This window comes from Paraburkholderia susongensis (assembly GCF_900177725.1).
Lineage (GTDB): Bacteria > Pseudomonadota > Gammaproteobacteria > Burkholderiales > Burkholderiaceae > Paraburkholderia > Paraburkholderia susongensis.
The window spans coordinates 90466-114459 of record NZ_FXAT01000014.1; the positions used below are offsets into that span (position 1 = coordinate 90466).

The 23994-nt window shown below is 65.0% G+C and carries 22 protein-coding genes; 18 read left to right on the top strand and 4 right to left on the bottom strand.

Translation table 11 applies throughout. The features are described 5' to 3' along the window. Window position 1 precedes the first annotated feature (1 nt). The 15 genes from B9Z01_RS29120 (at window position 2) to B9Z01_RS29190 (ending at window position 14980) form a co-directional block, all read left to right on the top strand. Window positions 2–865, top strand: coding sequence for a DUF58 domain-containing protein (locus B9Z01_RS29120; RefSeq protein WP_085489022.1), 864 nt, complete (start codon window positions 2–4; stop codon window positions 863–865). Then, complete coding sequence (locus tag B9Z01_RS29125; protein WP_085489023.1) at window positions 862–1812, top strand: calcium incorporation protein MxaA; 951 nt, start codon at window positions 862–864, stop codon at window positions 1810–1812. Before B9Z01_RS29120 ends, B9Z01_RS29125 begins: the two co-directional genes overlap by 4 nt. Then, window positions 1809–2795 carry a vWA domain-containing protein gene (locus B9Z01_RS29130; protein WP_085489024.1) on the top strand — a complete coding sequence of 329 codons (987 nt, stop codon included), beginning with the start codon at window positions 1809–1811 and terminating at the stop codon, window positions 2793–2795. Before B9Z01_RS29125 ends, B9Z01_RS29130 begins: the two co-directional genes overlap by 4 nt. Further along, on the top strand, window positions 2792–3376 hold the full coding sequence (locus tag B9Z01_RS29135; RefSeq protein WP_085489025.1) for a tetratricopeptide repeat protein: 585 nt from the start codon (window positions 2792–2794) through the stop codon (window positions 3374–3376). Before B9Z01_RS29130 ends, B9Z01_RS29135 begins: the two co-directional genes overlap by 4 nt. Further along, window positions 3373–4365: a vWA domain-containing protein gene (locus tag B9Z01_RS29140; protein WP_085489026.1), complete on the top strand. Its 993-nt coding sequence runs from the start codon at window positions 3373–3375 to the stop codon at window positions 4363–4365. Before B9Z01_RS29135 ends, B9Z01_RS29140 begins: the two co-directional genes overlap by 4 nt. A gap of 109 nt (window positions 4366–4474) precedes the next feature. Beyond that, window positions 4475–5293 (top strand): ABC transporter substrate-binding protein, encoded by an 819-nt coding sequence (locus B9Z01_RS29145; protein WP_085489027.1) that lies wholly within the window; start codon window positions 4475–4477, stop codon window positions 5291–5293. 99 nt (window positions 5294–5392) lie between these two features. After that, window positions 5393–6124 carry an amino acid ABC transporter permease gene (locus tag B9Z01_RS29150; protein ID WP_085489028.1) on the top strand — a complete coding sequence of 244 codons (732 nt, stop codon included), beginning with the start codon at window positions 5393–5395 and terminating at the stop codon, window positions 6122–6124. Then, on the top strand, window positions 6121–6870 hold the full coding sequence (locus B9Z01_RS29155) for an amino acid ABC transporter permease (protein ID WP_244196187.1): 750 nt from the start codon (window positions 6121–6123) through the stop codon (window positions 6868–6870). Before B9Z01_RS29150 ends, B9Z01_RS29155 begins: the two co-directional genes overlap by 4 nt. Continuing rightward, on the top strand, window positions 6867–7898 hold the full coding sequence (locus tag B9Z01_RS29160; protein ID WP_085489029.1) for a succinylglutamate desuccinylase/aspartoacylase family protein: 1032 nt from the start codon (window positions 6867–6869) through the stop codon (window positions 7896–7898). Before B9Z01_RS29155 ends, B9Z01_RS29160 begins: the two co-directional genes overlap by 4 nt. 210 nt (window positions 7899–8108) lie before the next feature. Beyond that, window positions 8109–8660 (top strand): GNAT family N-acetyltransferase, encoded by a 552-nt coding sequence (locus B9Z01_RS29165; RefSeq protein WP_085489030.1) that lies wholly within the window; start codon window positions 8109–8111, stop codon window positions 8658–8660. A 78-nt stretch (window positions 8661–8738) separates the two neighbouring features. After that, window positions 8739–9638, top strand: a complete 900-nt coding sequence (locus B9Z01_RS29170) for an ABC transporter substrate-binding protein (RefSeq protein WP_244196192.1) — start codon at window positions 8739–8741, stop codon at window positions 9636–9638. A 44-nt stretch (window positions 9639–9682) separates the two neighbouring features. Beyond that, window positions 9683–10684: an LLM class flavin-dependent oxidoreductase gene (locus tag B9Z01_RS29175; protein ID WP_085489032.1), complete on the top strand. Its 1002-nt coding sequence runs from the start codon at window positions 9683–9685 to the stop codon at window positions 10682–10684. 39 nt (window positions 10685–10723) lie between these two features. Next, entirely contained in the window at window positions 10724–12064 is a 1341-nt protein-coding gene (locus B9Z01_RS29180) for an LLM class flavin-dependent oxidoreductase (RefSeq protein WP_085489033.1), read from the top strand. Window positions 12065–12083: 19 nt separating this feature from the next. After that, window positions 12084–14006 carry an amino acid ABC transporter permease/ATP-binding protein gene (locus tag B9Z01_RS36715; protein WP_085489034.1) on the top strand — a complete coding sequence of 641 codons (1923 nt, stop codon included), beginning with the start codon at window positions 12084–12086 and terminating at the stop codon, window positions 14004–14006. A 20-nt stretch (window positions 14007–14026) separates the two neighbouring features. Further along, window positions 14027–14980 carry an ABC transporter substrate-binding protein gene (locus tag B9Z01_RS29190; RefSeq protein WP_085489035.1) on the top strand — a complete coding sequence of 318 codons (954 nt, stop codon included), beginning with the start codon at window positions 14027–14029 and terminating at the stop codon, window positions 14978–14980. A 205-nt stretch (window positions 14981–15185) separates the two neighbouring features. On the opposite strand, the gene B9Z01_RS29195 is transcribed toward B9Z01_RS29190, so the two are convergent. Beyond that, window positions 15186–15998, bottom strand: coding sequence for a sulfotransferase family protein (locus B9Z01_RS29195; protein WP_085489036.1), 813 nt, complete (start codon window positions 15996–15998; stop codon window positions 15186–15188). Window positions 15999–16250: 252 nt separating this feature from the next. Here B9Z01_RS29195 and B9Z01_RS29200 point away from each other — a divergent pair, with 252 nt between their 5' ends. Together B9Z01_RS29200 and B9Z01_RS29205 are read left to right on the top strand one after the other, a co-directional pair. After that, window positions 16251–17657 carry a selenium-binding protein SBP56-related protein gene (locus B9Z01_RS29200; RefSeq protein WP_085489037.1) on the top strand — a complete coding sequence of 469 codons (1407 nt, stop codon included), beginning with the start codon at window positions 16251–16253 and terminating at the stop codon, window positions 17655–17657. Next, entirely contained in the window at window positions 17654–18355 is a 702-nt protein-coding gene (locus B9Z01_RS29205; RefSeq protein ID WP_085489038.1) for a hypothetical protein, read from the top strand. Before B9Z01_RS29200 ends, B9Z01_RS29205 begins: the two co-directional genes overlap by 4 nt. A 37-nt stretch (window positions 18356–18392) precedes the next feature. On the opposite strand, the gene B9Z01_RS29210 is transcribed toward B9Z01_RS29205, so the two are convergent. Further along, window positions 18393–19655 carry a DUF1479 domain-containing protein gene (locus B9Z01_RS29210; protein WP_085489039.1) on the bottom strand — a complete coding sequence of 421 codons (1263 nt, stop codon included), beginning with the start codon at window positions 19653–19655 and terminating at the stop codon, window positions 18393–18395. Between the two features lie 103 nt (window positions 19656–19758). Between B9Z01_RS29210 and B9Z01_RS29215 the strand changes: the two genes are divergently transcribed. Further along, window positions 19759–20739, top strand: a complete 981-nt coding sequence (locus B9Z01_RS29215) for a helix-turn-helix domain-containing protein (RefSeq protein WP_085489040.1) — start codon at window positions 19759–19761, stop codon at window positions 20737–20739. Window positions 20740–20848: 109 nt separating this feature from the next. Here the strand turns inward: B9Z01_RS29215 and B9Z01_RS29220 are convergent, their stop codons facing one another. Beyond that, a complete protein-coding gene (locus B9Z01_RS29220; protein ID WP_085489041.1) occupies window positions 20849–23335 on the bottom strand; it encodes a penicillin acylase family protein in 2487 nt (828 codons plus the stop codon). Window positions 23336–23564: 229 nt separating this feature from the next. Continuing rightward, entirely contained in the window at window positions 23565–23954 is a 390-nt protein-coding gene (locus B9Z01_RS29225; protein ID WP_244196188.1) for a Fis family transcriptional regulator, read from the bottom strand. Window positions 23955–23994: the final 40 nt, after the last annotated feature.

Sequence of the window (23994 nt, forward strand, 5' to 3'; positions counted from 1 at the left end):
AATGAACGGCACAGCAGAATTCCACTACCGTTTGCCGGTGCGCGCGGGCGGCGCGCGGCCCGGTTCGCATCCGGGGGCGAGCTTCGGCTCCGGCCAGCAATTCGCGATGCACGGGCGCCTGTTCGACTATCCCGATCCGCGCCGCCTCGATCTGCGCGCGAGCCTGCGCGCGGCGCGCTCGGAGTGGCTCGTGCGGGTTCATCTGCAGCGTGTGGCGGTGCAGGTGGTGGTGATCGTCGACGTGTCGGCGTCGATGCAGTTCGGCACGCGCCAGACCAAGCTGCAGGTCGCCGCCGATTTTGTCGAAGCGCTCGGCTACAGCGCGTTTCGGGTCGGCGATCGGCTCGGCATGCTGGCCTTCGACGCAAGCGAGCGCGACGATCTCTTCATGCCAGCGCGCAATGGCCGCGGCACGGGCAATCTGCTCGCGGCGATGTTGCGCGGGTGTGCGAGCCACGAAGCCGGACGCGGCGCGATCGAAGGACTGCGGCGCTGCGCGGCGCGCCTCGCCGGCCGTCAGGCGCTCGTGTTCGTTGTGTCCGACTTCCATTGGCCGCTCACGCAGATGCCGCCCGTGCTCGACATGCTCGTTCATGCGTGCGTGGTGCCGATGGTCGTGTGGGACGAGGCGGAGATTTCGCCGCCGCGCCACGCGCCGCTCTTGGCCGTCAACGATGCCGAGTCGGGCGAGGAGCGCCGCGTGTGGCTGCGCGGCGGCATGCGCGAGCGCTGGCGCGAGGGTGTCGCGCGCCGTCGTGAGGAGCTGGCTGACGTGTTCGGCGCGCGCGGCATCCGGCCGTTTTATGTCGAAGGCGCGTTCGATCCGGAGGCGATGTCGCGATATTTTCTGGAGATGACGGCATGAGAGCGTGCGGGCTCCGGCGCGGCCTCACGCATGCCGTGGCGAGGCATGCGCTGATCGCGTCGCCGCTGAGCGCACTGTGTGCCGTGTGCGCCGCTTGTGCCATTTGCGCCGTCTACCCAGCCAGCAGCCACGCCGCCGCCACCGTGACCGCGATCGTTCAGGAGCCGCGCGCATTCGGTTACGTGCTCGGCGACGTGCTGACGCAGCGCGTACTGCTCCAGGCCAACGGTCAGGACGTCGGCGCGGTTGCGGCGCCTTCGGTCGGCCGCACCGGCGTCTGGCTCGAACGCCGGCCCGTGTCGCTCGAAACCGACGCGGACGGCCGCACGTGGATGGTGATCGCGTATCAGGTCGTCAACGCGCCGCAGACGCTCACGCAGATTGCGTTGCCTGCGTTGACGCTGACGTCGGCCACCGGCACGCAATTGCAGGTGGCCGAATGGCCCGCGAGCATCGGCCCGCTGACCCCGCCGACCCCGTTCGCAGCAGGCGATCTGCTGCCGTTGCGGCCCGATCGCGAGGCGCCGTTGCTGGCGACGGCCGGGTTGCGCCGCCAGATCGCGTGGGCACTCGGTCTATTGCTCGCCACGCTGCTCGCGTGGGCGCTCTGGTGGGGATGGCGCAATCGGCGCGAGTCGGCGCGGCTGCCGTTCGCGCGCGCATGGCGGCGGATGCAACGGCTTCAGGATGCGCAAGCCGCGTCGAGCGACGCGTGGTTCTGTCTGCATCAGGCGCTCGACGAAACGGCTGGTCAGGTCGTGCACGCGGGTTCGCTGTCCGGACTGTTCGCGCGCGCGCCGTATCTGCAACCGCTGCACGCGCAACTCGAACACTTCTATCAGGTGTCGTCCGAGCGCTTTTTCAAGCCCGCGCCGCACGCCGCCGAGTTTCCGCTACAGGCGTTATGCCGCGCGCTGTATCGGGCCGAACGGCGCCATCAGCGATGACCATGGCTCTCGATCTCGCCTTTCCCTGGCTGCTGGTCTTGCTGCCGCTCGCCGTGCTGCCCTTGCTGCCGCGGCGCAGCGACACGCTGGTGTTTCCGAGCGTCGCCTGGCTGCCGGTCGATCGCGTCGGACGCTGGGCCGGCTGGCTCGCGCGCGGCAGCGGCGTGCTGGCGATCGCGGCGATCGTCGTCGGGCTCGCCGGGCCGGGGCGCTCGCAACTGCAGGTGGTGCGCACCGGCAGCGGCGCGCAGATCCTGATCCTGATGGACCGCAGCCAGAGCATGGACGAGCCGATGGGCAGCAAGGGCGTCGAGTCGCCGCGCGGCGAGTCGAAGAACAAGGTGGCGCGCGCCTCGTTGACGAGCTTCGTCGCGCAACGGCCCAACGACCGGCTCGCGTTCATGATGTTCGGCTCCAGCCCTGTGCTGGCGATGCCGTTCACGTACGACCATCGCGTGATCGAGGCGGCGGTCGCCGCCACGGCGATCGGCCGCGGCATGCCGGACACGCAGCTCGACCGCGGCATGCTGGCCGCGATCGGCCAGTTCGAGGGCCGGCCTTCGTCGGGACGCCGCGCGATCGTGCTCGTCTCCGATGGCGGAGCGCGGCTCGACGAGACGGTGCGGCGGCGCATTCAGGCGGGTCTGCAGCGCAACCGGATCGCGCTTTACTTCATCTACCTGCGCAGCAGCGTTTATAGCCCCGATCTGAACGCCACGCTGCCCGCAGGCGAAGTGTCGGCCGAAGCGGAGCTGCATCGCTATTTTCTGACGCTCAGGACGCCTTACCGGCTGTTTCAGGCGGAAGACGCGAAGGCGATGATGGCGGCCATCGCCGAGATCAACCGGCAGCAGAACGCGTCGACGACGTTCATCGAGCATTTGCCGAGGCAGGACCTGAGTCCGTACTGCTTCGCCGTTGCGTTGTTCTGCGCGGCAGTGCTGATGGCGCTGCGCATGTTTCAGGTCCGGAGTTGGGCATGAGGCGCGCACTGATTCACGCCGCGTTCGGCACGGTCGCGATCTGCTGCGCCGCCTGGGCCGTGTCGGGCTGGGTGCGGCTTCAGCACGCCGGGCAGGTCAATCAGGCGATCGCGGCAGCGGCGAATGGAACCAACGCGAGCAACGCAGCCAACGCAAAGACCACCGGCACGCACGAGGACCGTACCGGCGACGACCCGCCGCAGGTTCAACTGGCACGCGCAACGGCGCTCTCGAAAGCGGGCGCCTACGACGAGGCAGCGCGGCTCTACAACGGCCTGATCCACGAGGGCCAACTCGACGAGTTTGGCCGCACGGCGCTGTTCGACCTCGGCAACATGTACTTGCGCGAAGGCAGTGGAGAGGGTGGCGCGCACGCGGCCCGCTCGCTCGCGATGATCGGCGAGGCGAAGGCGCGCTACCGGATACTGCTGCGCGCGGCCCCCGACGATTGGGATGCGCGCTACAACCTCGAGCGCGCGCTCTGGCTTGCGCCTGAAACACCGTCCGCGCTCGATACGCCCGATGTGAAAGAGCAGCACAACATCAAACTGCGAGACCCGCAGAGCCAGGACTTACCATGAGCGGCGCGACCGGCGAGCGCGGCTTCGCGAGACTGCGCCATGCGTTGACGCCGCTCGCACTCGTCGCGTTGATCGCGGCGGTCGCGATGCCGGACGTGACGCTGCCACGCAATACGTTCAGCTACATCGTGACGTTCGACATCACGCAAAGCATGGATGTCGAGGACGTCAGCCTGAACGGCGAACCGGTAAGCCGTCTGAAGTTCGCGCAGGCCGCGATGCGCGACGCGCTCGGCCGCCTGCCTTGCGGCTCGAAGGTGGGCTGGAGCGTGTTCACAGGGCAGCGGACCTTGCTGCTGCTGCCGCCCGTCGAGGTGTGCGCGAACTACGACGCACTGCTCGTGTCGCTCGACGGCATCGACGGGCGCATGCGCTGGACCAACTGGAGCCGTATTGCCGAAGGCGGCGTTTATTCGGCCGTGCGCGTGGCGCGGGACGTCGGCGAGAACTCGGCCATCGTATTTGTCACCGATGGGCAGGAGGCGCCGCCCGTGTCGCCGTCGCGCGCGTTGATGCCGGACATCAATGCCGCGCGAATCCGGGGCTGGCTGATCGGCGTGGGCGGCGATCAGCCAGCGGCCATTCCGAAGAGCGACGCCGATGGCAACCGGATCGGCTACTGGCAGGCCGACGACGTGATCCAGGTGCCTGCTACACCAGGCTCCGCCGTGCAGGCGGAAACGCACGAGGAGCTGTCCGAGTTGCGCGGCCAGTATCTGGCGTTCGTCGCCGGGCAGACAGGTCTCGACTATCGCCGCCTCTGGAGCGTGACTTCATTGGGCGAGGCGATGCGCGAGCCACGCTTCGCCCATCGCGAACCGGTGCCGACCGATTTGCGCTGGGTGCCCGCGCTCTTCGCGTTGCTGCTGCTCGTCGCGCGGTTCGTGCCCGATGTCTTCCGGGAGAGGCTGCGCGTTACCCGCAAACGCGTCCGCGCCGCGCTCTGGCGGCTCGCGCACCGCATATCACGTTCACCGCTTAGCTCCTGACGATTTCTTGGTTCGCCATCGTGACGCGCGTTGCTACAGTCGCGCCTCGCGGTCGTGCACGGCGTCTGCACGGCCCCGTCACGCAAACATCCAATAGAAAGGCCCAACCATGAAGATCAAATACCTTGGCGCAGCAGTCATGGGGTTGCTGCTCGCGCTTTCCGGCGTGGCTCACGCCGATCGTCTCGACGACATCAGAAAGGCGGGCGTCCTGCGCGTCGCGACCTTCGACAGCAACGCGCCATTCGGCTTCGTCGATCCGAAGAGCAACCAGATCGTCGGGCTCGATGTCGACTATGCGCGCGCCGTTGCCGACAAGCTCGGCGTGAAGCTCGAAATCCAGCCGACGAACCCAGCGAACCGCATTGCGTTTCTGAAGTCCGGCAAAGTCGATCTCGTGTTCGCGAACTTCACGATCACCGACGAGCGCAGGAAGGAAGTCGATTTCAGCACGCCGTATTTCGCTTCGGGCACACAGTTCATCGCGAAGAAGGGCGTGCTGAAGACGCCGCAGCAACTGAACAGTCTGCGTGTGGGCGCCGACAAGGGCACCACGAACGAGCAGCAGGTGCGCGCGCAATTCCCGGGCGCCACCATCGTCGCGTATGACGACACGCCGTTCGCGTTCGCCGCGCTGCGCGCCGGCAACGTGCAGGCGATCACGCAGGACGGCCCGAAGCTCGTCGCGCTGCTCGCGAACGTGCCCGACAAGGCGAACTACGAGATCTCGCCGTTCACGATCTCGAACGACTATGAAGGCGTCGGTGTGCCGAAAGGCGAAACGCGTCTTTTGAGTGTCGTCGACGATACGCTCAAGGGACTCGAAGCGGACGGCAGCGCGGCGAAGATCTACGACCACTGGTTCGGGCCGGACAGCCGCGCGCCGCTGCCGCGTCTGTTCAGAATCGGTGATCCGCAGAAGAGCTGATCGATTGCTTTGCCGCCGGCCTGCCCTGTGAAAACACGGCGGGCCGGTTTTCTTCGAAGTTTTCTTCGAGCAACGAAGGCGTTGGATGAGAAGGACAGAATGGACGGCTGGCTGGAACCGAAGTACCTCGCATGGATCGCGCACGGCTTTCTGTTGACGCTGGTTTTATCGGCCTGCGCGGGCCTTGCGGCGACGCTGCTCGGCTTCGTGCTGGCGCTGGCGCGCGATGCGCGCAACGCGGTAATCGCGCGTGTTGCGGCACTCTATGTATTGGCGTTTCGCAATTCGCCATTGCTCGTGCAACTGCTGTTCTGGTATTTCGGCGCGGCGACGCTGTTGCCGCAGCACGTGATGGAATGGCTCAATGCCTCTCACACGTTTTCGCTGCGGGGCTGGACACTCGCATGGCCGCCGTTCGAATTCGTCGCGGGCTGGGTGGGGCTCACGTGCTATACGACCGCGTTCATCGGCGAGGAATTTCGCGCGGGCATGCGCGGCGTGAAGGACACGCAGCATCAGGCCGCCGCCGCGCTCGGGCTGGCGCCGCTCGCCGCATTCCGCTACGTGATCCTGCCGCAGGCGATTCGCATCGCTACGCCGCCGCTTGCGGGGCAGTACATGAACCTCGTCAAGAACTCCTCACTGACCATGACGATCGGTCTCGCGGAACTGTCGTACGTGTCGCGTCAGATCGACACCGAGACCTTCAAGACCTTCCAGGCGTTCGGCGCGGCGACGGTGCTCTATATCGCGATCATCGCGTCGCTCGAAGCGGCGTTGCTGGTCTGGAAACGTCATGGCGCGCGAGCGTGGCAAGGAGGGCACTCATGAGCACACTCATGAACACATTCACGAGCGCGCTCGAATGGCTGCCCACATTGCGTTATCTGCTGCTCGGCACGTTTCCGCAGGGACCGCTCGGCGGTGTGGCGTTGACGGTGGTGATGTCCATCGCATCGGCGCTGCTGTCGGCCGCGATCGGCCTCGCGGGCGGGATCGCGTTGTCGATGACGCGCGGCGCGGCGCATCTCCTGCTCACCGCGATAGTCGGCTTCTTCCGAGCGATTCCCGTACTGATGCTGATTTTCTGGACCTTCTTCCTGATGCCGATGCTGTTGCATATCGACGTGCCAGGCCTCGCGACCGTGATCTGCGCGCTTGCGCTAATTGGCGGCGCGTATCTGTCCCATTCGGTGCAGGCGGGCATTGCGGCCGTCGGCGCGGGGCAGGCTCAGGCGGCGCTGTCGCTCGGGATGACGCGCTGGCAAGCCTTGCGCCATGTGCAACTGCCGCAGGCGATACGGATCATGATGCCGTCGTTCATCAATCAATGGGTGACGCTGGTAAAGGACACCTCGCTTGCCTATATCGTCGGTGTGCCCGAGTTTACGTTTCTCGCGAATCAGGTCAATAATCGCCTGATGGTGTATCCGGTGCAGATTTTCCTTTTCGTCGGGGTCGTCTATCTGCTGCTTTGTTCGATACTGCAGTACGGTGCGACGCGGCTGCTGAAACGGCGGTCTCAAGTTGAGGCGCCCGCGCAAACCAGCTTGTCATTTCTCCGAACGACGCAATGAACCCGATCGTCACGCCGAGCAACCCGCCGGGCAGTCCTATCCGCAGCGAAATAGATCTGGATGCCTCGGGCAAGCATGCCGGCTATCTGCGCTTGCCGCATTCGGTGCATCGCTCGGCCTACGGTTGGCTGCCTATCCCGATCGCTTCGATACGCAACGGCACGGGTCCGGTCGTGCTCATCATGGCCGGCAATCACGGCGACGAATATGAAGGGCAGATTCTCGTCTCGGCATTGATCCGCGAAATCGAGGCAGCGCATATTACCGGCCAGCTGATTCTATTGCCCACCGCGAACGCTCCAGCGGCGGAGGCGGGCTTGCGCACCTCGCCGATCGACGGCGGCAATCTCAACCGCGCCTTTCCAGGCGATCCGCAAGGTTCTCCCACCCAGGTCATCGCGCATTACATCGAGCATGTGCTGCTCGCGCGCGCGGACTATCTCGTGGATCTTCATTCCGGTGGGAGCTCGCTGCTTTATCGCGGCAACAACATGCTCGCGATCGATCCGCGCGACGACGAAGAGAAGCAACGGCTCACGGCGGCCTTGCGCGCGTTCGGATTGCCGAACGCGTACCTGCATGCGGAAAACCCCGTGCATGCGGCGACGGCGGCGCGCCGGCAACGCGCGTTGTCGATCACGACGGAGCTGGGCGGCGGCGGAACCGTCGATGCGGCGCTGCTGCGCGAAGCCCGCCAGGGCCTGTTGCATTTCCTCGGCGCTATCGGCGTATTGAGCGGTCCGCTCGTGCCCGCCGCGCCGCCAGCCACGACGCGCTTTCTGCGCGTCGCGGGTGCGCGTCACTATGTTTATGCCTATGACAACGGGCTCTACGAACCGCTTGTCGAACTCGGCGAACGGGTCGTCGCGGGACAACCCGCGGCGCGCATCCATTTTCCCGACACGCCGCTCAAGGAGCCCGTGACCTGTCATTTCCAGAGCGACGGCGAAGTGGTCTGCAAGCGGGTGCCCGCGCTCGTGAAGCGGGGCGATTGTCTCTTTCACCTCGCCGAAGAAGTGCGAACCTGAGGTTGACCGGCGGCACTTTCCGCGTATCCGCCCGGGCATGCATCACGCCGTGATATTGGCGGCTGCGTGCGCGATTGCAGCGCGTCTTGCGACGATCGCAGACCATCTCCAGGCGAGATAACGATAGCGAAATTGCTTGGTTAGCGGCAACGCGGCTGGGCGCTATCGTATGAGCTCCTGACTATCCGCCGACCTTGTGGTCGATCGTTCATGAGCACTCTCGTCGTTGACACCACGCCACTCGATCCGCGCGCACAGCCCTTGCTCGACGCGCTGCTGCATGAATACGCAACACGCTACGAAGACTATCGCAAGGACGGCGGCGCGGCCGCGGCGCAGGAGATGGCGCGTTATCCCGCCGAGCTGTTTGCCCCGCCGCAAGGCGCGTTCATTCTGCTGATCCGCGACGGCGAGACCGTCGGCGGCGGCGCCTTCAAGCGATACGACGCACGCACGGCCGAACTCAAACGCATCTGGACACGCGACGATCTGCGCCGCCAGGGACTCGCGAAACAGATCGTGCAGGAACTGGAATTGCGCGCGCTCGGCCAGGGCTATACGCGCATCTATCTGACCACCGGCTTCAAGCAGCCGGAAGCATGGGCGCTCTACGAGCGCACCGGCTACGCGACGCTGTTCGATACCGCGTTGCCACCCGAGGTGCATGTACACCTGCGCTTCGGCAAAGATCTGCTCGATCCGCACAGGACCGGCACGCTCGAAGACCTGCGGGCGAAAGACGCCGATCTCGCGATCCGCTGATCGCTACTCATCTCCTCACATTACAACGGACAAGTCATGAAACCAGGTTTGCAATTGTCGTCGCTCGTATTGGCTGCCATGACGGGCGTGCTGCTGTATGTCAGCGGCAACGCGCTCGGCGCGACGGGTTTCGATCTGAGTCCCGAGCAGCACGGGCGTGCTCGCGCCGAGCAGGATGCGGCTGCAACGAAGGCGGTGCCCGCGAACTTTCCGTTCGTGGCGAAGGATGCGCTAACCATCGGCATCGTGCCCGCGCATCCGCCCATCAGCACCTACGCGACCGATGCGAAGACCGTGGTCGGCTTCGATCCCGATCTCGCGCAACTCGTCGCGGACAGTCTTGGCCGCAAGCTCAACGTCGTGATACTCGCGTGGCCGGACTGGCCGCTCGCACTGGCTTCCGGCAAGGTCGACGCGGTGATTTCCAACGTGACCGTGACGGAGGAGCGCAAGGAAAAATTCGATTTCTCGACCTATCGGCGCGATCAGCTCGGCTTTTTCGTGAGGACCGACAGCCCGATCAAATCGATCAGGGAACCGAAGGATGTTGCGGGGCTGCGCGTGATTACCGACGCGGGCACGAATCAGGAAAAGATCCTGCTCGAATGGGACAGGCAGAACGTCGCGCATGGACTGAAGCCGATCGAGGTGCAGTACTACGACGACGATGCGGTCAAATTCGTCGCGCTGCAATCGGGACGCGCCGACGCGATCTTCAGCGTCAATGCCGCGCTGCTCTACGACGCGGCTACCCGGGGCAAGACGCGCCAGGTGGGCACCGTGAGCGGCGGCTGGCCGCGCACCGCCGAGCTCGCGGTAACGACACGCAAGGGCAGCGGACTCGCCAATCCGCTGACCATCGCGCTGAACGATCTGATCGCCAAAGGCCAGTATCGCGCGGTGCTCGAGCGCTGGAATCTCGGCTCCGAAGCGATCGAGAAGGCCGCGACCAATCCGCCGGGATTGCCGAAATCCTGAGTCAGGCAGCGCTTCCCGTCTTTCCATCGCCCACCTCAAAACCCATGACTTTTTCGCTTTCGTTGCTGGACAAAAGCCCGATCGCGCCCGGCGCGAGCGCGGCCGAGGCGCTGCGCTTCACGGTGTCGCTCGCGAAGCGCGCCGAAGCGCTCGGCTTCAAACGCTTCTGGATCGCGGAGCATCACGGCTCGCCGGGCCTCGCGAGTTCCGCGCCCGAGATCGTCGTTTCTCATGTGCTCGCGCATACCTCGCGCATTCGCGTTGGCTCGGGCGGCGTGATGCTGCAGCACTACAGCCCGTTCAAGGTGGCCGAGTCGTTCAAGGTGCTCGCGGCGCTCGCGCCCGGACGTGTCGATCTCGGTATCGGCAAAGCGCCCGGCGGTCTGCCGCAGACGACGAGAGCGCTGCAATGGCTGCATGACAAGGGCAACCGGCCCGGCTTCGAGACGCAACTCGCGCAGCTCGACGCGTTTCTCGATGAAGGCGTCGAGCCGGACCATCCTCTCGCGGGCGCAATTGCGATGCCGAATCCGCCCGTGCCGGCCCAGCGCATTCTGCTCGGCGGCAGTCCGGACAGCGCGGCGCTCGCGGCGCGGCATGGCTGGCAATTCTGTTACGCCGGGCACTTCAATGGCGACGAGGCGAATATCGAGCGCACGGTGCAGACCTACCGCGATGCCAGCGGACGCGCGCCATTGCTCGCGCTCTACGCGGTGGCCGCGGCGACGCGCGATGAAGCCGAGCGGCTGACCGGGCCGTTGCGTATCTTCAGACTGGAGCTGGCCACAGGCCAGAGCGTGAATCTCGCGACAGCCGAGGCCGCCGAGGACTATGCACGGCAAGCGGGCGCGAGCGGCTATCGCATCGAGGAACGGCATCCGCATGTCGTCAAGGGCACCGCCGAGGACGTGCGCGAGCAGCTCGACGAGTTGAGCCGGCGCTATGGCATCGAGGAATTCGTCATCGATTCGCCGCTGCAAAACTATCCGGCGCGCCTGCGCTCGGTCGAGCTGCTGGGCAGCACGATCGAGCCCGCCTATGCGTGAGCGCCCCTTTATGAACCCCACCCATTCGCGGACGACCCCATGAGTACTCGCAACCTCAGTTTCGGCATCATGCTGCAAGGCGCCGGCAGCCATATGAATTCGTGGAAGCATTCGAGCGGTCCCGCCGATGCCAGCGTGAACCTCGGCTTTTTCGTCGAGACGGTGCGCAAGGCGGAGGCGCACGGCATTGCGTTCGCGTTCGTCGCGGACGGCCTGTATATCAACGAGAAATCGATTCCGCACTTTCTCAATCGCTTCGAACCGATCTCGATTCTGTCGGCGCTCGCCGCGGTGACCTCGAAGATCGGCCTGGCAGGAACGGTTTCGACCTCGTATAGCGATCCGTTTACGGTCGCACGTCAGTTCGCGTCTCTCGATCTGATCAGCGGCGGGCGAGCCGGCTGGAACGTCGTCACGACGCCGCTCGAAGGGACCGCGAAAAACTACGGCGGCTCGCATCCCGAGCATGCATTGCGCTATGAAATCGCCGACGAATATCTGAGCGTCGCGCAGGGACTCTGGGATAGCTGGGACGACGATGCGTTCGTGCGCGACCGCGAACGCGGCGTGTTCTTCGACCGGAAGAAGCTGCATACGCTCGATCACGAAGGCCGCTTCTTCCAGGTGGCGGGGCCGCTCAATATTCAGCGCTCCGCGCAGGGGCAGCCGGTGATTTTCCAGGCGGGGTCGTCGGATGCGGGCATTGCGCTCGCGGGCAAATATGCCGACGCGGTGTTCACGCATTCGGTTTCGCTCGAAGAAACGCGGACGTTCGCGCAGCGCGTGAAAGACAGCGCGGTCGAGCACGGCAGAAACCGCGACGACGTGAAGATCTTTCCCGGCATCAGCCCGATCGTGGGCGCGACGCCGGAAGAGGCGGAAGCGAAATACCGCGCGATTCGCGAACTGCTGACGATCGACGAGGCGCTTGCCTATCTGGGCCGCTATTTCGATCATCACGACTTTACGCAGTATCCGCTCGACGAAGCGTTTCCCGAGCTGGGCGAGATCGGCCGTAACAGCTTTCGCTCTACCACCGACCGCATCAAGGCCGACGCGCGCAAAAAAGGCTCGACGCTGCGCGAGGTCGCGCTGGAAGTGGCGACGCCGCGCACGCATTTCCTCGGCACGCCCGCGCAGATTGCGGACGAACTGATTCGCTGGCTCGACGCGGGCGCCGCCGACGGTTTCATCCTCGGCTTCGCGGTGCAGGCGCAAGGTCTCGACGATTTCACCCAGCACGTGATTCCCGAACTCGAACGGCGAGGACGCTACCAGCGCACGCTCACGGGCGCGACGCTGCGCGATCATCTCGGCCTGCCGCGCAAGCAAAGCCGTTATGCGGCGGCAGAGGCTGCCCGTGTGGCCGAAGCGGCCTGAGCGCGTGGAGTAGACGACGATGAACGACACCGCCGAACTCGCCAATCCGCCGCTCGCTCCCGCGCACGCCGACCTGCCGCGCGAGCGCGCCCAATATCGCATCGTGCCGGCGAAGAATCGCGCGCGCCTCGCGGGCTCCGTCGCTGCCGCGCTCCTGGTCGCCCTCGTGCTCGAGTCGGTCCTGGGTAATCCGCGCTGGGGCTGGAACGTCTTTGCCGAGTGGTTTCTGTCCGAGCCCGTTCTATCGGGGCTGGGCCGCACGCTGCTGCTGACCGCGCTGGGCGCGGTAATCGGCTTCGCGCTCGGCATCCCGATTGCGCTCGCCAGGGTCTCGCGCTCACCGCTGCTCGCGGGCAGTGCGTGGGCGTTCGTCTGGCTGTTTCGCTCGATTCCGCTGATCGTTCTGCTGCTGATCCTGAACAACCTCGGCTATCTGTACGAGACCGTGCGCTTAGGCGTGCCGTTCACGAACATCGCCTTCTTCGAGGTGCCGACGACCGAACTCATCAGCCCGTTCTTTGCGGCGGTGCTCGGCTTGACACTCAATCACGCGGCGTTTTCGGCCGAAGTCATTCGCGGCGGCATTCAGTCGGTCGACCACGGTCAGCTGGAAGCCGCCGCCGCGCTCGGCTTGCCGCGCGAGCGGCAGGCATGGCGCATCGTGCTGCCGCAGGCAATGCGCGCGATCGTGCCCACCGCGTTCAACGACCTCATCGCGCTCGCGAAGGGCTCGTCGATGGTCTATGTGCTCGCGATGCCTGAACTGTTCTACACGGTGCAGATCATCTACCGGCGCAACCTCGAGGTGATTCCGCTGCTGATGGTGGCGACGGTCTGGTATCTGATCATCCTGACCGTGCTGTCGGCGATCCAGGTGTATGTGGAGCGGCATTTTTCGCGTGGCCTCAAACGTGCCGCGGCGCCGTCCGGTTTCGCTGCGATTTCCGGCGATGCTTTCGGCGCGTTGCTGAGAAGCGTGGGCATTCAGCGCAGCGGCAAGGAAGCGCAAACCGGCGCGCAAGCGAACACGAAAACGGACACGCAAGCGGACACACAAGCGGACACACAAGCGGACACGCAAACTGATACGCAAACGCCGCACGCAGCAAGCCGCACGGCCAATGCCAAAAACTCGCCGCCCGTCACCGCGAACGTACCAGGCCGCTGGGCCGATCAGCGCGATGGCGCGCGGATCATGATCCAGCAGGTATCGAAGAGCTTCGGCACGCTCAAGGTGCTCGACAACGTTTCGCTCACGATGCGCCCCGGCAGCGTCACGGTGATTCTCGGGCAGTCGGGCTCGGGCAAATCGACCCTGCTGCGCACGATCAATCATCTCGAACGCGTCGACGGCGGCTTCGTCGATATCGACGGCGAATTGATCGGTTATCGCCGCGAGGGCGACACGCTTTACGAACTCAAGGAGAAAGAGATTCTGCGCCGCCGCGTCGAGGTCGGCATGGTGTTTCAGAACTTCAACCTGTTTCCGCATCTGACGGTGCTCGAAAACATCGTCGAGGCGCCGATCGCATTGGGGCGTCTGTCGCGCGCGGAAGCGGAGAGTCTCGCGCACAGCCTGCTCGCGCGCGTCGGCCTCGAAGCGAAAGCGCATGCGTGGCCGCGTCAGTTGTCGGGCGGCCAGCAGCAGCGCGTTGCGATTGCGCGCGCACTCGCGTTGAAGCCGAAGGTGCTGCTGTTCGACGAACCGACCTCGGCGCTCGACCCCGAACTCGTCAACGAAGTGCTCGACGTCATCAAGGCGCTGGCGCGCTCGGGCACGACGATGGTCGTCGTCACGCACGAAATCGGTTTTGCGCGCGAGGTGGCGGATACGATCGTGTTCATGGATAGCGGACGTGTGATCGAGTCGGGGCCGCCTTCGCAGGTATTGAACGAACCACGGCACGCCCGCACGCGCGAATTTCTCTCGCGTGTCCTGTGATTTCATCCCGACGATTGCAGATGACCAATAGACGTCAATTCATCCTCACCGGCACGGCGCTCGGCGCGCTCCTGTTTCGCAACGCGCTCGACATCGCCCACGCGGCGCAGGCGCCGCACGGCACGGTCGATCTGAGTCCCGAGCAGTCCGGCAGGATTCGTGTGCAAAAGAATCCTGCCGCGCTTGCCGCGATCGGCAACCACTACCGGTTCGCCAGGGACGGCTACTTCACGGTGGCGATTTCGCCGCACCTGCCGCCGACCGCGACCTACGCGACCGATGCGCGAACCGTGGTCGGCTCCGATGCCGATTACGCACAACTCGTTGCCGATTCGCTCGGGCTGAAGCTGAATATCGTGCCGATCGTGTGGGCCGACTGGCCGCTCGGCCTGAGCTCGGGCAAGTACGACGCCGTGATCTCGAACGTCGGCGTGACCGAACAGCGCAAGGAGAAGTTCGATTTCACGACGTACCGGCAAGGACTGCACGGTTTCTATGTGAGGACCGCGAGCCCGATCAGAAAGATCGCGCAGCCGCAGGATATCGCCGGTCTCAGGCTCATCACGACCTCGGGCACGAACCAGGAGCGGATCATTCTCGAATGGGACCGGCAGAACGTCGCGAAGGGTCTCAAGCCCGTCCAGTTCCAGTATTTCGACGATGACGCCGCGAGCCGCGTCGCGTTGCTGTCGGGGCGCGCCGATGTCGAATTCAATCCGAACGCGCCGCTCGCCTATGACGCGGCGACCACCGGCGCGATCCGCGAGGTGGGCTCGCTCAACGCGGGCTGGCCGGCTCGCGCGGATGTGGCGATCGCAACGCGCAAGGACAGTGGTCTCATGAACGCGCTGACGGTCGCGACCAATGGACTGATCGCGAACGGCGCCTACCTGCGCTCGCTCGCGCGCTGGAATATCCAGTCGGAAGCGTTGGCTCGTTCGGAAAGCAATCCGCCGGGATTGCCGAAGTTCTGATGCGGCGAAAACGGAGTGACGCGTGAGGGGACTACGACTCGCGGCGCGTTGGAGCGTCGGGTTTATCACTTCAGCAGATAACTGTATCGGATTTGCTTCGTTGGCATAGCGCGCATGAGCGGGTAAAGGTCGTTCGACCGACCGCGCTCATTTCGCGCCGCGCTTCGAGATTCGCGCGTTCGACGGCCCGCTCGGCACCGGCCCCTCATGCCGCCGCTCCCGCATGCCGCGCATATCCCAGATGCGTTGCCGCCGTTCCCGCCAGAGCGAGCAGTTTGTCGTCGGCCGCCGGCTCGTCGGGTACCAGATAAAGATCGGCGATATCGGTCACGGGATCGCTGAATGGCGTCGGGCAACGACGCTGCGAGACGAGAAAGTCGCTGATCGGCGCTGCATCCGCCACGTCGAGGAAGTGCCCGATACTTGCCGCCGTCGCAGCCGGGTCTTCGATGACCGTGCGATACGAGACCGTGAGCGCGCGGTCCGCCGGAATCTCGTCGAAGAACCCGATGATCTCGTTCACGTATTGTTCCCAGACGCGTATGCCGTCTTCGATCGACCCGATCCAGTGCTTGCGCACCAGTGAATTGGCGACGTGACGAGGATCGCGATGGATATGGATGAAGCGCGCCTGCGGCAGCAGTTCGCGTATCAGACGCAGACACGATCCTGAACGCGGCTGCCGCTCGATCGAACCCGTGCGTCCGGAAAGCACGGTGGGGTCGGCATAGGACGGATGCTTGTCGCCCCAGATCGGTGCTGTCATGCCCAGCTCTTCGCGATAGAACCGTTCGACCCACGGGCCAAGCGTGCGCCGGCTGAAGCGGGAAAAATGGTCGCGGCAGGACACGCTGAGCAGGTCGGGGCGATTGTTGCAGGCGTCCAGCGTATTCTTCAGCAGCGCAAAGATCCGGCATTCGTTGGTCAGTTGAATGAGCGGGTGCACGTTGAGAACAGAACAGAGAAAGGTCGTTCCTGATCTGGGTGAGCCGACGATGAAAAGTGGAGAAGACTCCATTTGTCCTCCTGACTATTCCTCGTTAGAAGCATACGCAACGCAGATGGCGCGAACCTGACGCGGCCATGACCTTTCTGATCAGGTCGTGGTCGCCGTCGCCGTCAAGCGGGCCACCGAACCCTCGCAACAGGCGTTCCATCCCGCCGTTCGCCCCGCCCGACGCCACGCAAAAATTTCCGGTTGCCTCCGGCGGCCCTGTGAACTACAAATTTAAAGTTAAGCCTCCTCTCAGAGAACAAGGAGAGTGTCGCCATGGGAATGCGCCCCGATCCCACCTTTCATGCATCGCCGAAACTCGCGATGGATGCGCCGGCGGAGCAATACGCGTACACGGCGCTGCTGAGTCCGGATTCCTCGCAGCCCGACGCGCTCGCCGTGATCGACGTGAAGCCCGGTTCGCCGACCTATAGCCAGGTGGTCCATACGGTGCCGGTGCCGAACAAGGGCGACGAATTCCATCATTTCGGCTGGAATGCGTGCTCGTCCGCGCTTTCGCCGTTGACCGGCCATGCGTTTCTCGAACGGCGCTATCTGATCGTTCCGGGCATGCGTTCTTCACGCATCTATATCGTCGACACGAAGCCGCATCCGACCCAGGCGAAGATTCACAAGATCATCGAGCCCGAGGAAATCTTCCGCAAGACCGGCTATTCGCGCCCGCACACCGTGCATTGCGGACCGGAAGGCATCTACGTGAGCACGCTCGGCGGCGCGGGAGCCGACGGCACCGAAGGGCCGGCCGGGATTTTCATCATCGACTGCCAGACGTTCGAGGTGCTCGGCCGCTGGGAGATCGAACGCGGTTCGCAGGAAAAGCATTACGACTTCTGGTGGAATCTGCCACGCGACTACATGGTGTCGAGCGAATGGGCGCTGCCGCCGCAATTCGAAAACGGCATCGTGCCGGAAGACCTGCTCGCGAACCGGTATGGGCACCGCGTGCACTTTTGGGACTTGAGCGCAAGGCGCAACGTGCAGACGCTCGATCTCGGCGCGAATCACCAGATGGCGCTCGAAGTGCGGCCCGCGCACGACCCGAGGCGCGAGTACGGCTTCATCGGCGTGGTGGTCGACACGACCAATCTCGAAGGCTCGATCTGGACGTGGTGGCGCGAAGACGGGCAATTCCGCATCGAAAAGACCGCGACAATTGCGCCCGAACCCGCGCCCGCCGACGAGCTTCCGCCGCTGCTGCAAGGCTTCGGCGCAGTGCCGCCGCTCGTGACCGACATCGATCTTTCCATCGACGACAAATTCCTCTACGTCGCTTGCTGGGGAACCGGCGAGATGCGCCAGTACGACGTGACCGAACCGCGCAAGCCGAAGCTCACGGGGTCGGTGCATATCGGTGGAATCGTGCGGCGCACGCCGCACCCGAACGGCAGGATTTTCGCGGGCGGTCCGCAGATGGTCGAGATCAGCCGCGACGGCAAGCGCGTCTATTGGACCAATTCGCTCTATTCGACATGGGACAACCAGTTCTACCCTGACGGCGTGCCCGGCGCTCAGGTGATGGCGCATGCCGACCCCAACGGCGGCCTCACGCTCGCCGACGATTACTGGGTCGCGTTTCCCGACGGCTACCGCGCGCATCAGATCCGGCTCGAAGGCGGCGACTGCTCGACTGATTCGTTCTGCTATCCGTCGGTGGGCGTTTGAGCATCGGCGTCTCGCCGCAAACCGGCCTGTGGCTGGCCGTCCTCGCGAGCGGTTTCTATCACGGGCTCAATCCCGCGATGGGCTGGCCGCTCGCCGTGTCGAACGCGTTGATGCAGCGACGCGCGCAAGCGCTGTGGAGCGCGCTCATCTATCTCGCCGCGGGGCACGTACTCGCGATACTGCTGATGATGTTGCCGTTCGCGATGCTGGCCAGCATGCTCGCGTGGCAGCACGAGATACAGATCGGCGCGAGCGTGCTCGTGATCGGCTTCGGCCTCGTTCTGCTGATACGCCGGCGTCATCCGCGCGTGCTGGCGAGGATCGCGCCGTCGCGTCTCGCGCTCTGGTCTTTCGCGGTTGCGATCGCGCACGGCGCGGGGCTGATGCTCGTGCCGATCTACCTGGGCCTGTGCCGCGCCAACGATATGGACCTCGCGCACCGGGCCGCGCAGACGCTGATCGAAGCCAGTCTGCGCATGGCGCTGTCGGTCTCGGCGGTTCACGCGGCCGCGATGATGATGGCCGGCGGACTGCTCGCCTGGCTCGTCTATCGCTACCTTGGGCTCCGCTTCGTCTCGCGTAGCTGGTTCAATCTCGACGCGGTGTGGGCGTCGAGTCTGATTCTGGTTGGCGCGTTGTCGCTGGTGTTGAATGCGGGCGCGGCGGGTATTCACGGCGTGTCCAGCATCGGCGGATGAGCTTGTACGTCGCCCAGCCGCCGCGCGCCCGATTCAATCATCCCAGCCGATCGGATGACAGATCGAATCCCATTTGCTCCCGCCCGAGTGACGTCAGATCGTCGGCCGTTGCACGCCCGATGAAATCCACTTCGAAATGGTCGGCGGGAAAATCGGGCGGGCTCTTGCCTTCGCGAAAGCTCGCCAACTGTCGCTTCAGATACGCGTCATTCTTCGCGCACGACGGCGCCGCCGCGATATACATCACATTGCTATAGCCGTTGCCGCGATGCGCGTCTTCGACCGCGTGAATCACGTCGCTATGCCAGAAGACCGTATCGCCTGCCTGCATCAGCGGAATCGACGAGAGTGCCTGAAAGAGCGGCGCATGGTATTCGGCTTTGATCGACAGTGCGCGTCCCGGCATCGCGCCGCACAGATCGTCGTCGGCCACGTCGTCTTGCAGCGCGCGCAGCAGGATGTAGACCATCGAGTTCGCAATCGGCACGAGCTGAAGCGTGCCGTCGCCGGGACCTTGCGGCGTGAGCGCGGTCCAGCCCTGAAACGTGCGGAACATCGAGCAAACCGCGGGCGACGGGATTTCCTCGACTTCGGTTCGCCAGGCAGCGTCGAATGGATCGTAGGCGCGCCAGTTGCCGGAGAACACGTGCCGATAAACCTTGCGGAAATTTGCTTCGATCCAGCGCTCGACCGAGCCGCCATCGCAATGCGCAGACAGGCCCAGCGATTCCGAGCCGGGCGGTCTGCGCCGCAGACGGTCCGCATAAACGGGCACGCGTTCGGGATCGAAATGCACGCGGCCTTCGCTCTCGGTGCGCCATAGGCGGTTCAGGAATACGCGCGCCTGCGTGAGCGCGGGCGACTGTCGCGCGAGCACCTGGGGCCTGGACCAGTACACGCCATAGATTTGCGGCCTGCTCGAAGCCAGTTGACCGAAGTACTTGTCTTCCGCGCGATTGAGCAGCTTCGCATCGAGCTCGTTGCGCTCGACATAGCCGGCGATATCGCGGTCCCACTGCTCGACGAGCGCGCGATCGAAAACTTGGCGGATCACGCACGCACCGCGCGCTTTCACGAACGCGATCTGCTCGGCGCTCACGCGATTCGCCGCGATGTCTTCGAACTGGATTTCAGGGATCACCGGTTCGCCGCGCTCCCGCCGCTCCGCGATTTGCCGCGCTTCGTGAGTCATGGCCGCTTCGACTTCGGCGAACACCTCGCGATAATTGGGCAGCATCTCGCGCAGTTCCCGTTTGGCTTGTCTGATGGCGGCCGGCAGGTCATCGATTCGTAGTGCCATGGCGTTGTCTCCGTCTGCTGATCGTGATGTCGATGAGGGAAGCGTACTGCGGCGGGAGTGAGGCGGGTGATATGATCGGGCCAATCTCTTTGCGAATCCGGTCATGAAGGCTGCCTACGAACGCGTCGATTTTGGCGCGAGCTGTTCGGTACGGGTTTACCATCGGCGCCTGCCGAGAATCCCGTTCGAATGGCACCATCACCCGGAGTACGAACTGACACTGACGATGAACAGTCAGGGCAAGCGGTTCATCGGCGATTCGGTGACCGTGTATGGCGACGACGACCTCGTGCTCGTGCCGCCCAATCTGCCGCATACGTGGGCGTCGAATCGCTCGATCGACTCATCGGCGCCGCAGGTCGCGATCGTGGTCTGGTTCGACGGTGCATGGGTGCGCCGCCTGGCCGACGTCTGTCCCGAGTACAACGGCTTGTGCAATCTGCTGCGGCGCGCGGCCTGCGGGCTCGCGTTCGAACATGGCGCGGGAGCGCGTTTGCGCGGCGAACTCGAGCGGCTGCTTTCGGCCGATCCGCGCGAACGTCTGAAGGCCGTGCTCGATGTGCTGGATTGGCTCGCACAGGCACCGGGCACGCCGCTCGCGTCGCCGAGCGCGTTCGATGCCCGGACGGGGGCACATCGTGGCGCGCATCCGGGCGCACCGTCCGGCTATCAGCCCGACCAGCTCAATCGCGTACTCGCGCTGATCGACACGCAATTCGCGCATCCGCTGCGGCTTGCGGCACTCGCCAAGGCATCGGGACTATCGGAGCGATCGCTGACGCGGCACTTCACGCAGCATCTCGGCGAGAGCGTGGGGCGCTATATCACGCGCGTGCGGGTTGGTCATGCATGCCGGCTGCTCACCGATACGGGCTTGCCGGTATCAGTGATCGCCGCGCGCTCGGGTTTTGCGAACGTGGCGAATTTCAATCGGCAGTTCAAGGCGGCGAAGGCTGTGACGCCTGCCGCGTACCGCCAGCAATTCACCGGAACGCGCCACGCGGAAGACGAAACGGCGCCGTCGCTCACGGAGCGTTCGCCGTCTTTGCGTGCAAAGCGGGCGCGGGAAAAGGCTGGAAGATAGCAAGCACTACTATCGGCATGCGGCGGTCGGCGGTCTTTTCGCGGCTTCATCACGTTGCTGTTCGAGATGACGCTCGCCGGGCGCGCGTCCCGCCGCCGCGCGTTGGTGCTTATGGCGTGCTCGCATCCGACGACCTCAGCAAGCGCACGCTCAACGCCGGATCGCGCGCGATCGACTCCTCTGAAAACGGAATCTTCATCCAGCGTTGCGCGGCATAGTCGCGCGTGGCGTCGGCGTAATGAGGTGAGGCCGGATCGTCCGATTCGGACGAGGCGAGCAGCGTGCGCGCCATCACCTGGCCCTGGTCGAACCACACGATCTGCACATACGTGTCGCCCGCCGGATTGACGTTCATCGAATAGCCGCTCGTATCGAACGGATGCGCGGCGCACGCAGCGGTGAAGTAGCCGCCCGCGTCGCAGCCGCCGAACAGGGGAATGCGCTCGTCGTTGCGCTGCACGTAGAGGGCGGCGCTGCGCGGTGCGTCGAGTGCGATGTTGGCGCGCCGCAGCGCCGCGATGGCATCGTGCAGCGCGGCGCCGAGCCTGGCGGGATCGGCGGCGATGCCCGAGGGCGTGGTCAACGGTTGCGCGGGATCGAACGGTACTGCGTAGAGTTGCGCGGGCGGGATCGTCCGCAGACGTTTCCATAATTCGTCCCACAGCGTCGCGCCGGCGGCGTTTGCGGCGGCCGTGCCGTTCCATGCGGTGAGCACCTTGCACGCTTCGCGCCGTTCGCCGGCGTTCGGATCGGCAGACATGGCCGCGAGCGCGTCGCTGCTGCAAAGACGGTCGAGCACCGGCTGCCTGAACAGCAGCGCGGACATCGAGCGGCTGTCGAGCGCCGCGCGGCCGAGCGCGTCGGCGGACACGCCTGCGGGATCGCTCTGCAATTGCGCGGCAATCGTGTGGCCGAGCCGGGTGCGCAGCGATTGCGGCGTGTCCGTCGCACCGATGATCCGCGCGTAGCCGGTCAGCGGCGCGGCCGGGTTGCTCAACCAGTAACTGTCGTTGAAATTGCCGACGTAATCGCGCCGCAGCAGCCCCGGCATCTGCGTAACCGGCAACGCGTGGCGCTGCACCGCGCCGGGTTGATCGCGCCAGTCGCAGTCGCTGCGCGAACCGTCGAGGAACGGTACCCCCGGCATCGCCTGCGCGAGCGCCTTGCCGACGGGCGGCGTGCAACGCTGCGCGAGTTCGTCGGGCACGTTCGGTATCGCGCCGATATCCGCGTACCACACGCGCGGATCGTCGCTGCCGATCGCAAGCGTATTGACCCACGGCATCGCCGCGTTCTGCTTCTGGATGCGGATGAAATCGTCGAGCGAATTCGCCTGATTCCATTCGAGGAAGTTTTCGAACACACGGAAGTTCTCGGCGTTGATATCGCGCAGCGCAAAAGCCTGCTGCGCATTCCATGCGAGCGCGGGCGACATCGTGGCGAGGTTGACGAGCGGGCCGAAGCGCGAGCGGTAGAGCGTGCGCGAGACGGTATGCAGCGAACCGTCGGCGGCGCGAACCTCGACGCCGACCTGCGTGGGCGTCATCGCCTCGCTTTTGCCGTCCACCTGATAATGCGTCGGCGCGCCCGGTACGAGTGTGAGTCTGAAGAACCCGAAGCGCCTCGCGGTGGACACCGTGTGAGTCCACGCGACATTTTCATTGAAGCCTATGACGATCAGCGGGATGCCGAGAAACGACGCGCCGCTCACGTTGAGCTTGCCGGGTATCGTCAGTTGAGCCTGGTAAAGGCGGGCGGGGCCGGTCCAGAACCAGTGAGGATTACCGAGCAGCAGCGCGCTGCCGTTGCGGGTCGCGTCCGCGCCGAAGGCGAGCGCGTTGCTGCCGATGCCGGAGTAGCCGCCGATGTGGGCGAGCGGGGCATCGGACGCAGGCTGTCGTGCAGTGCGCGCAGCCTTGTCTTCGCCTGGCAATGCGCCTTGTTGCTGCGACGGCGTTGCTGCGGCCACCGGCGGTCGCGCACTTGCAATCGCATTGACGAAGCGCGCCTCGCCGCCGGACAGATTCGCCGCGTACAGGCGCCGGTAAACGTCCGCGTTGCTGATCTTGCCGACCCACGGTTGCGCGCGGCACGCTGCGTGCGCGCGCGGAAAATCACCGTGCGCGAGATCCGAGACGTAGCGGTTATAGCCCGCGACGAAGCCGTCGATCAACGCGCGCATGTCGGCGGTCTGACTTTTTCTGTAGCGTGCGACCGCTGCATCGTCGACGATGAAGCGGAAAAAGAAATCGGCGTCGAGATTGTCGGGCTGCCCGAGCATCGTTTCGGACGCGGGGCGCGCATCCGCGCCGAAGTAGCGCGAACGTTCGCCGCGATAGGTGACGAAGCCCTCGGCCATCGTGCACAGATTGTCCTGTGCCTGCACGTAGCCGTATCCGTAGCCGAGGCTGCCCCAGTCGTCCGCTTTCACGTGCGGAATGCCGAGCGCTGTACGGCGGATCTCGGCCTGATAGGGGCCCGTGTGCGCGACGCTGTCGGCGTCGGGTGTCGCGCAGCCTTGCAGAGCGCAGACGGCGGCGGGCAGGGCGATCAGCAGGCCGGTAAGACGGCGGCGGAAGGCGGCTTTCAGGCGCATGGGCTTTTCTTTCTGGAAGGACGTGGGCGCCGGGCGGCGATCACAGGCATGGCGCAAGCGCGATCCTGACTGGCCGCGACCGGCGCCGACCGGTGAGGAAGCGAGTCAGCGACTAACCGGATAAGCGGGTAAGCGGCCACGCGAACCGGACGAAGCCCCTCGACGATACGCGCATCTTCGAGCCGGATATAGCGGTTCGTGGCGGCCGATGGCGGCGCGAGCCAGCCCGTCAGGGCACGGTCTCCTTGCCGTCATGCCCGGCATTGGCCGCGCTGAAAAGCTGCTTCAGCTTCGCGTTGACCGCGATCAGTTCCTGAACCGGCGCAGCCGCGAGTTGCTGATCGAAGAGCGTGAGAACCTGGCCGAGGAGTGCATACGCGTCGTTGTCGACGGCACAGATGCCGGTATCGAGTCCCGCCGCGCGGCAGCGCAGGATCACGCCCTCCGCGTCGCGAAACAGATCGGGCATCGCGGCGCCATAGCCGCGCTGATTGAGCAGCATCGCCATATAAACGGCCTGCGCCATGCTGCCGACGTGATATTGATTGCCGACGCCGCTGCGCAGCGCCTCGAGCGTCATGTGATAGTCGAGCGAGATTTCGCCCGCTTTTGCTGGCACGATCGGCTGCTGCATCGCCTTCGAACGCGACCGTGCCGAT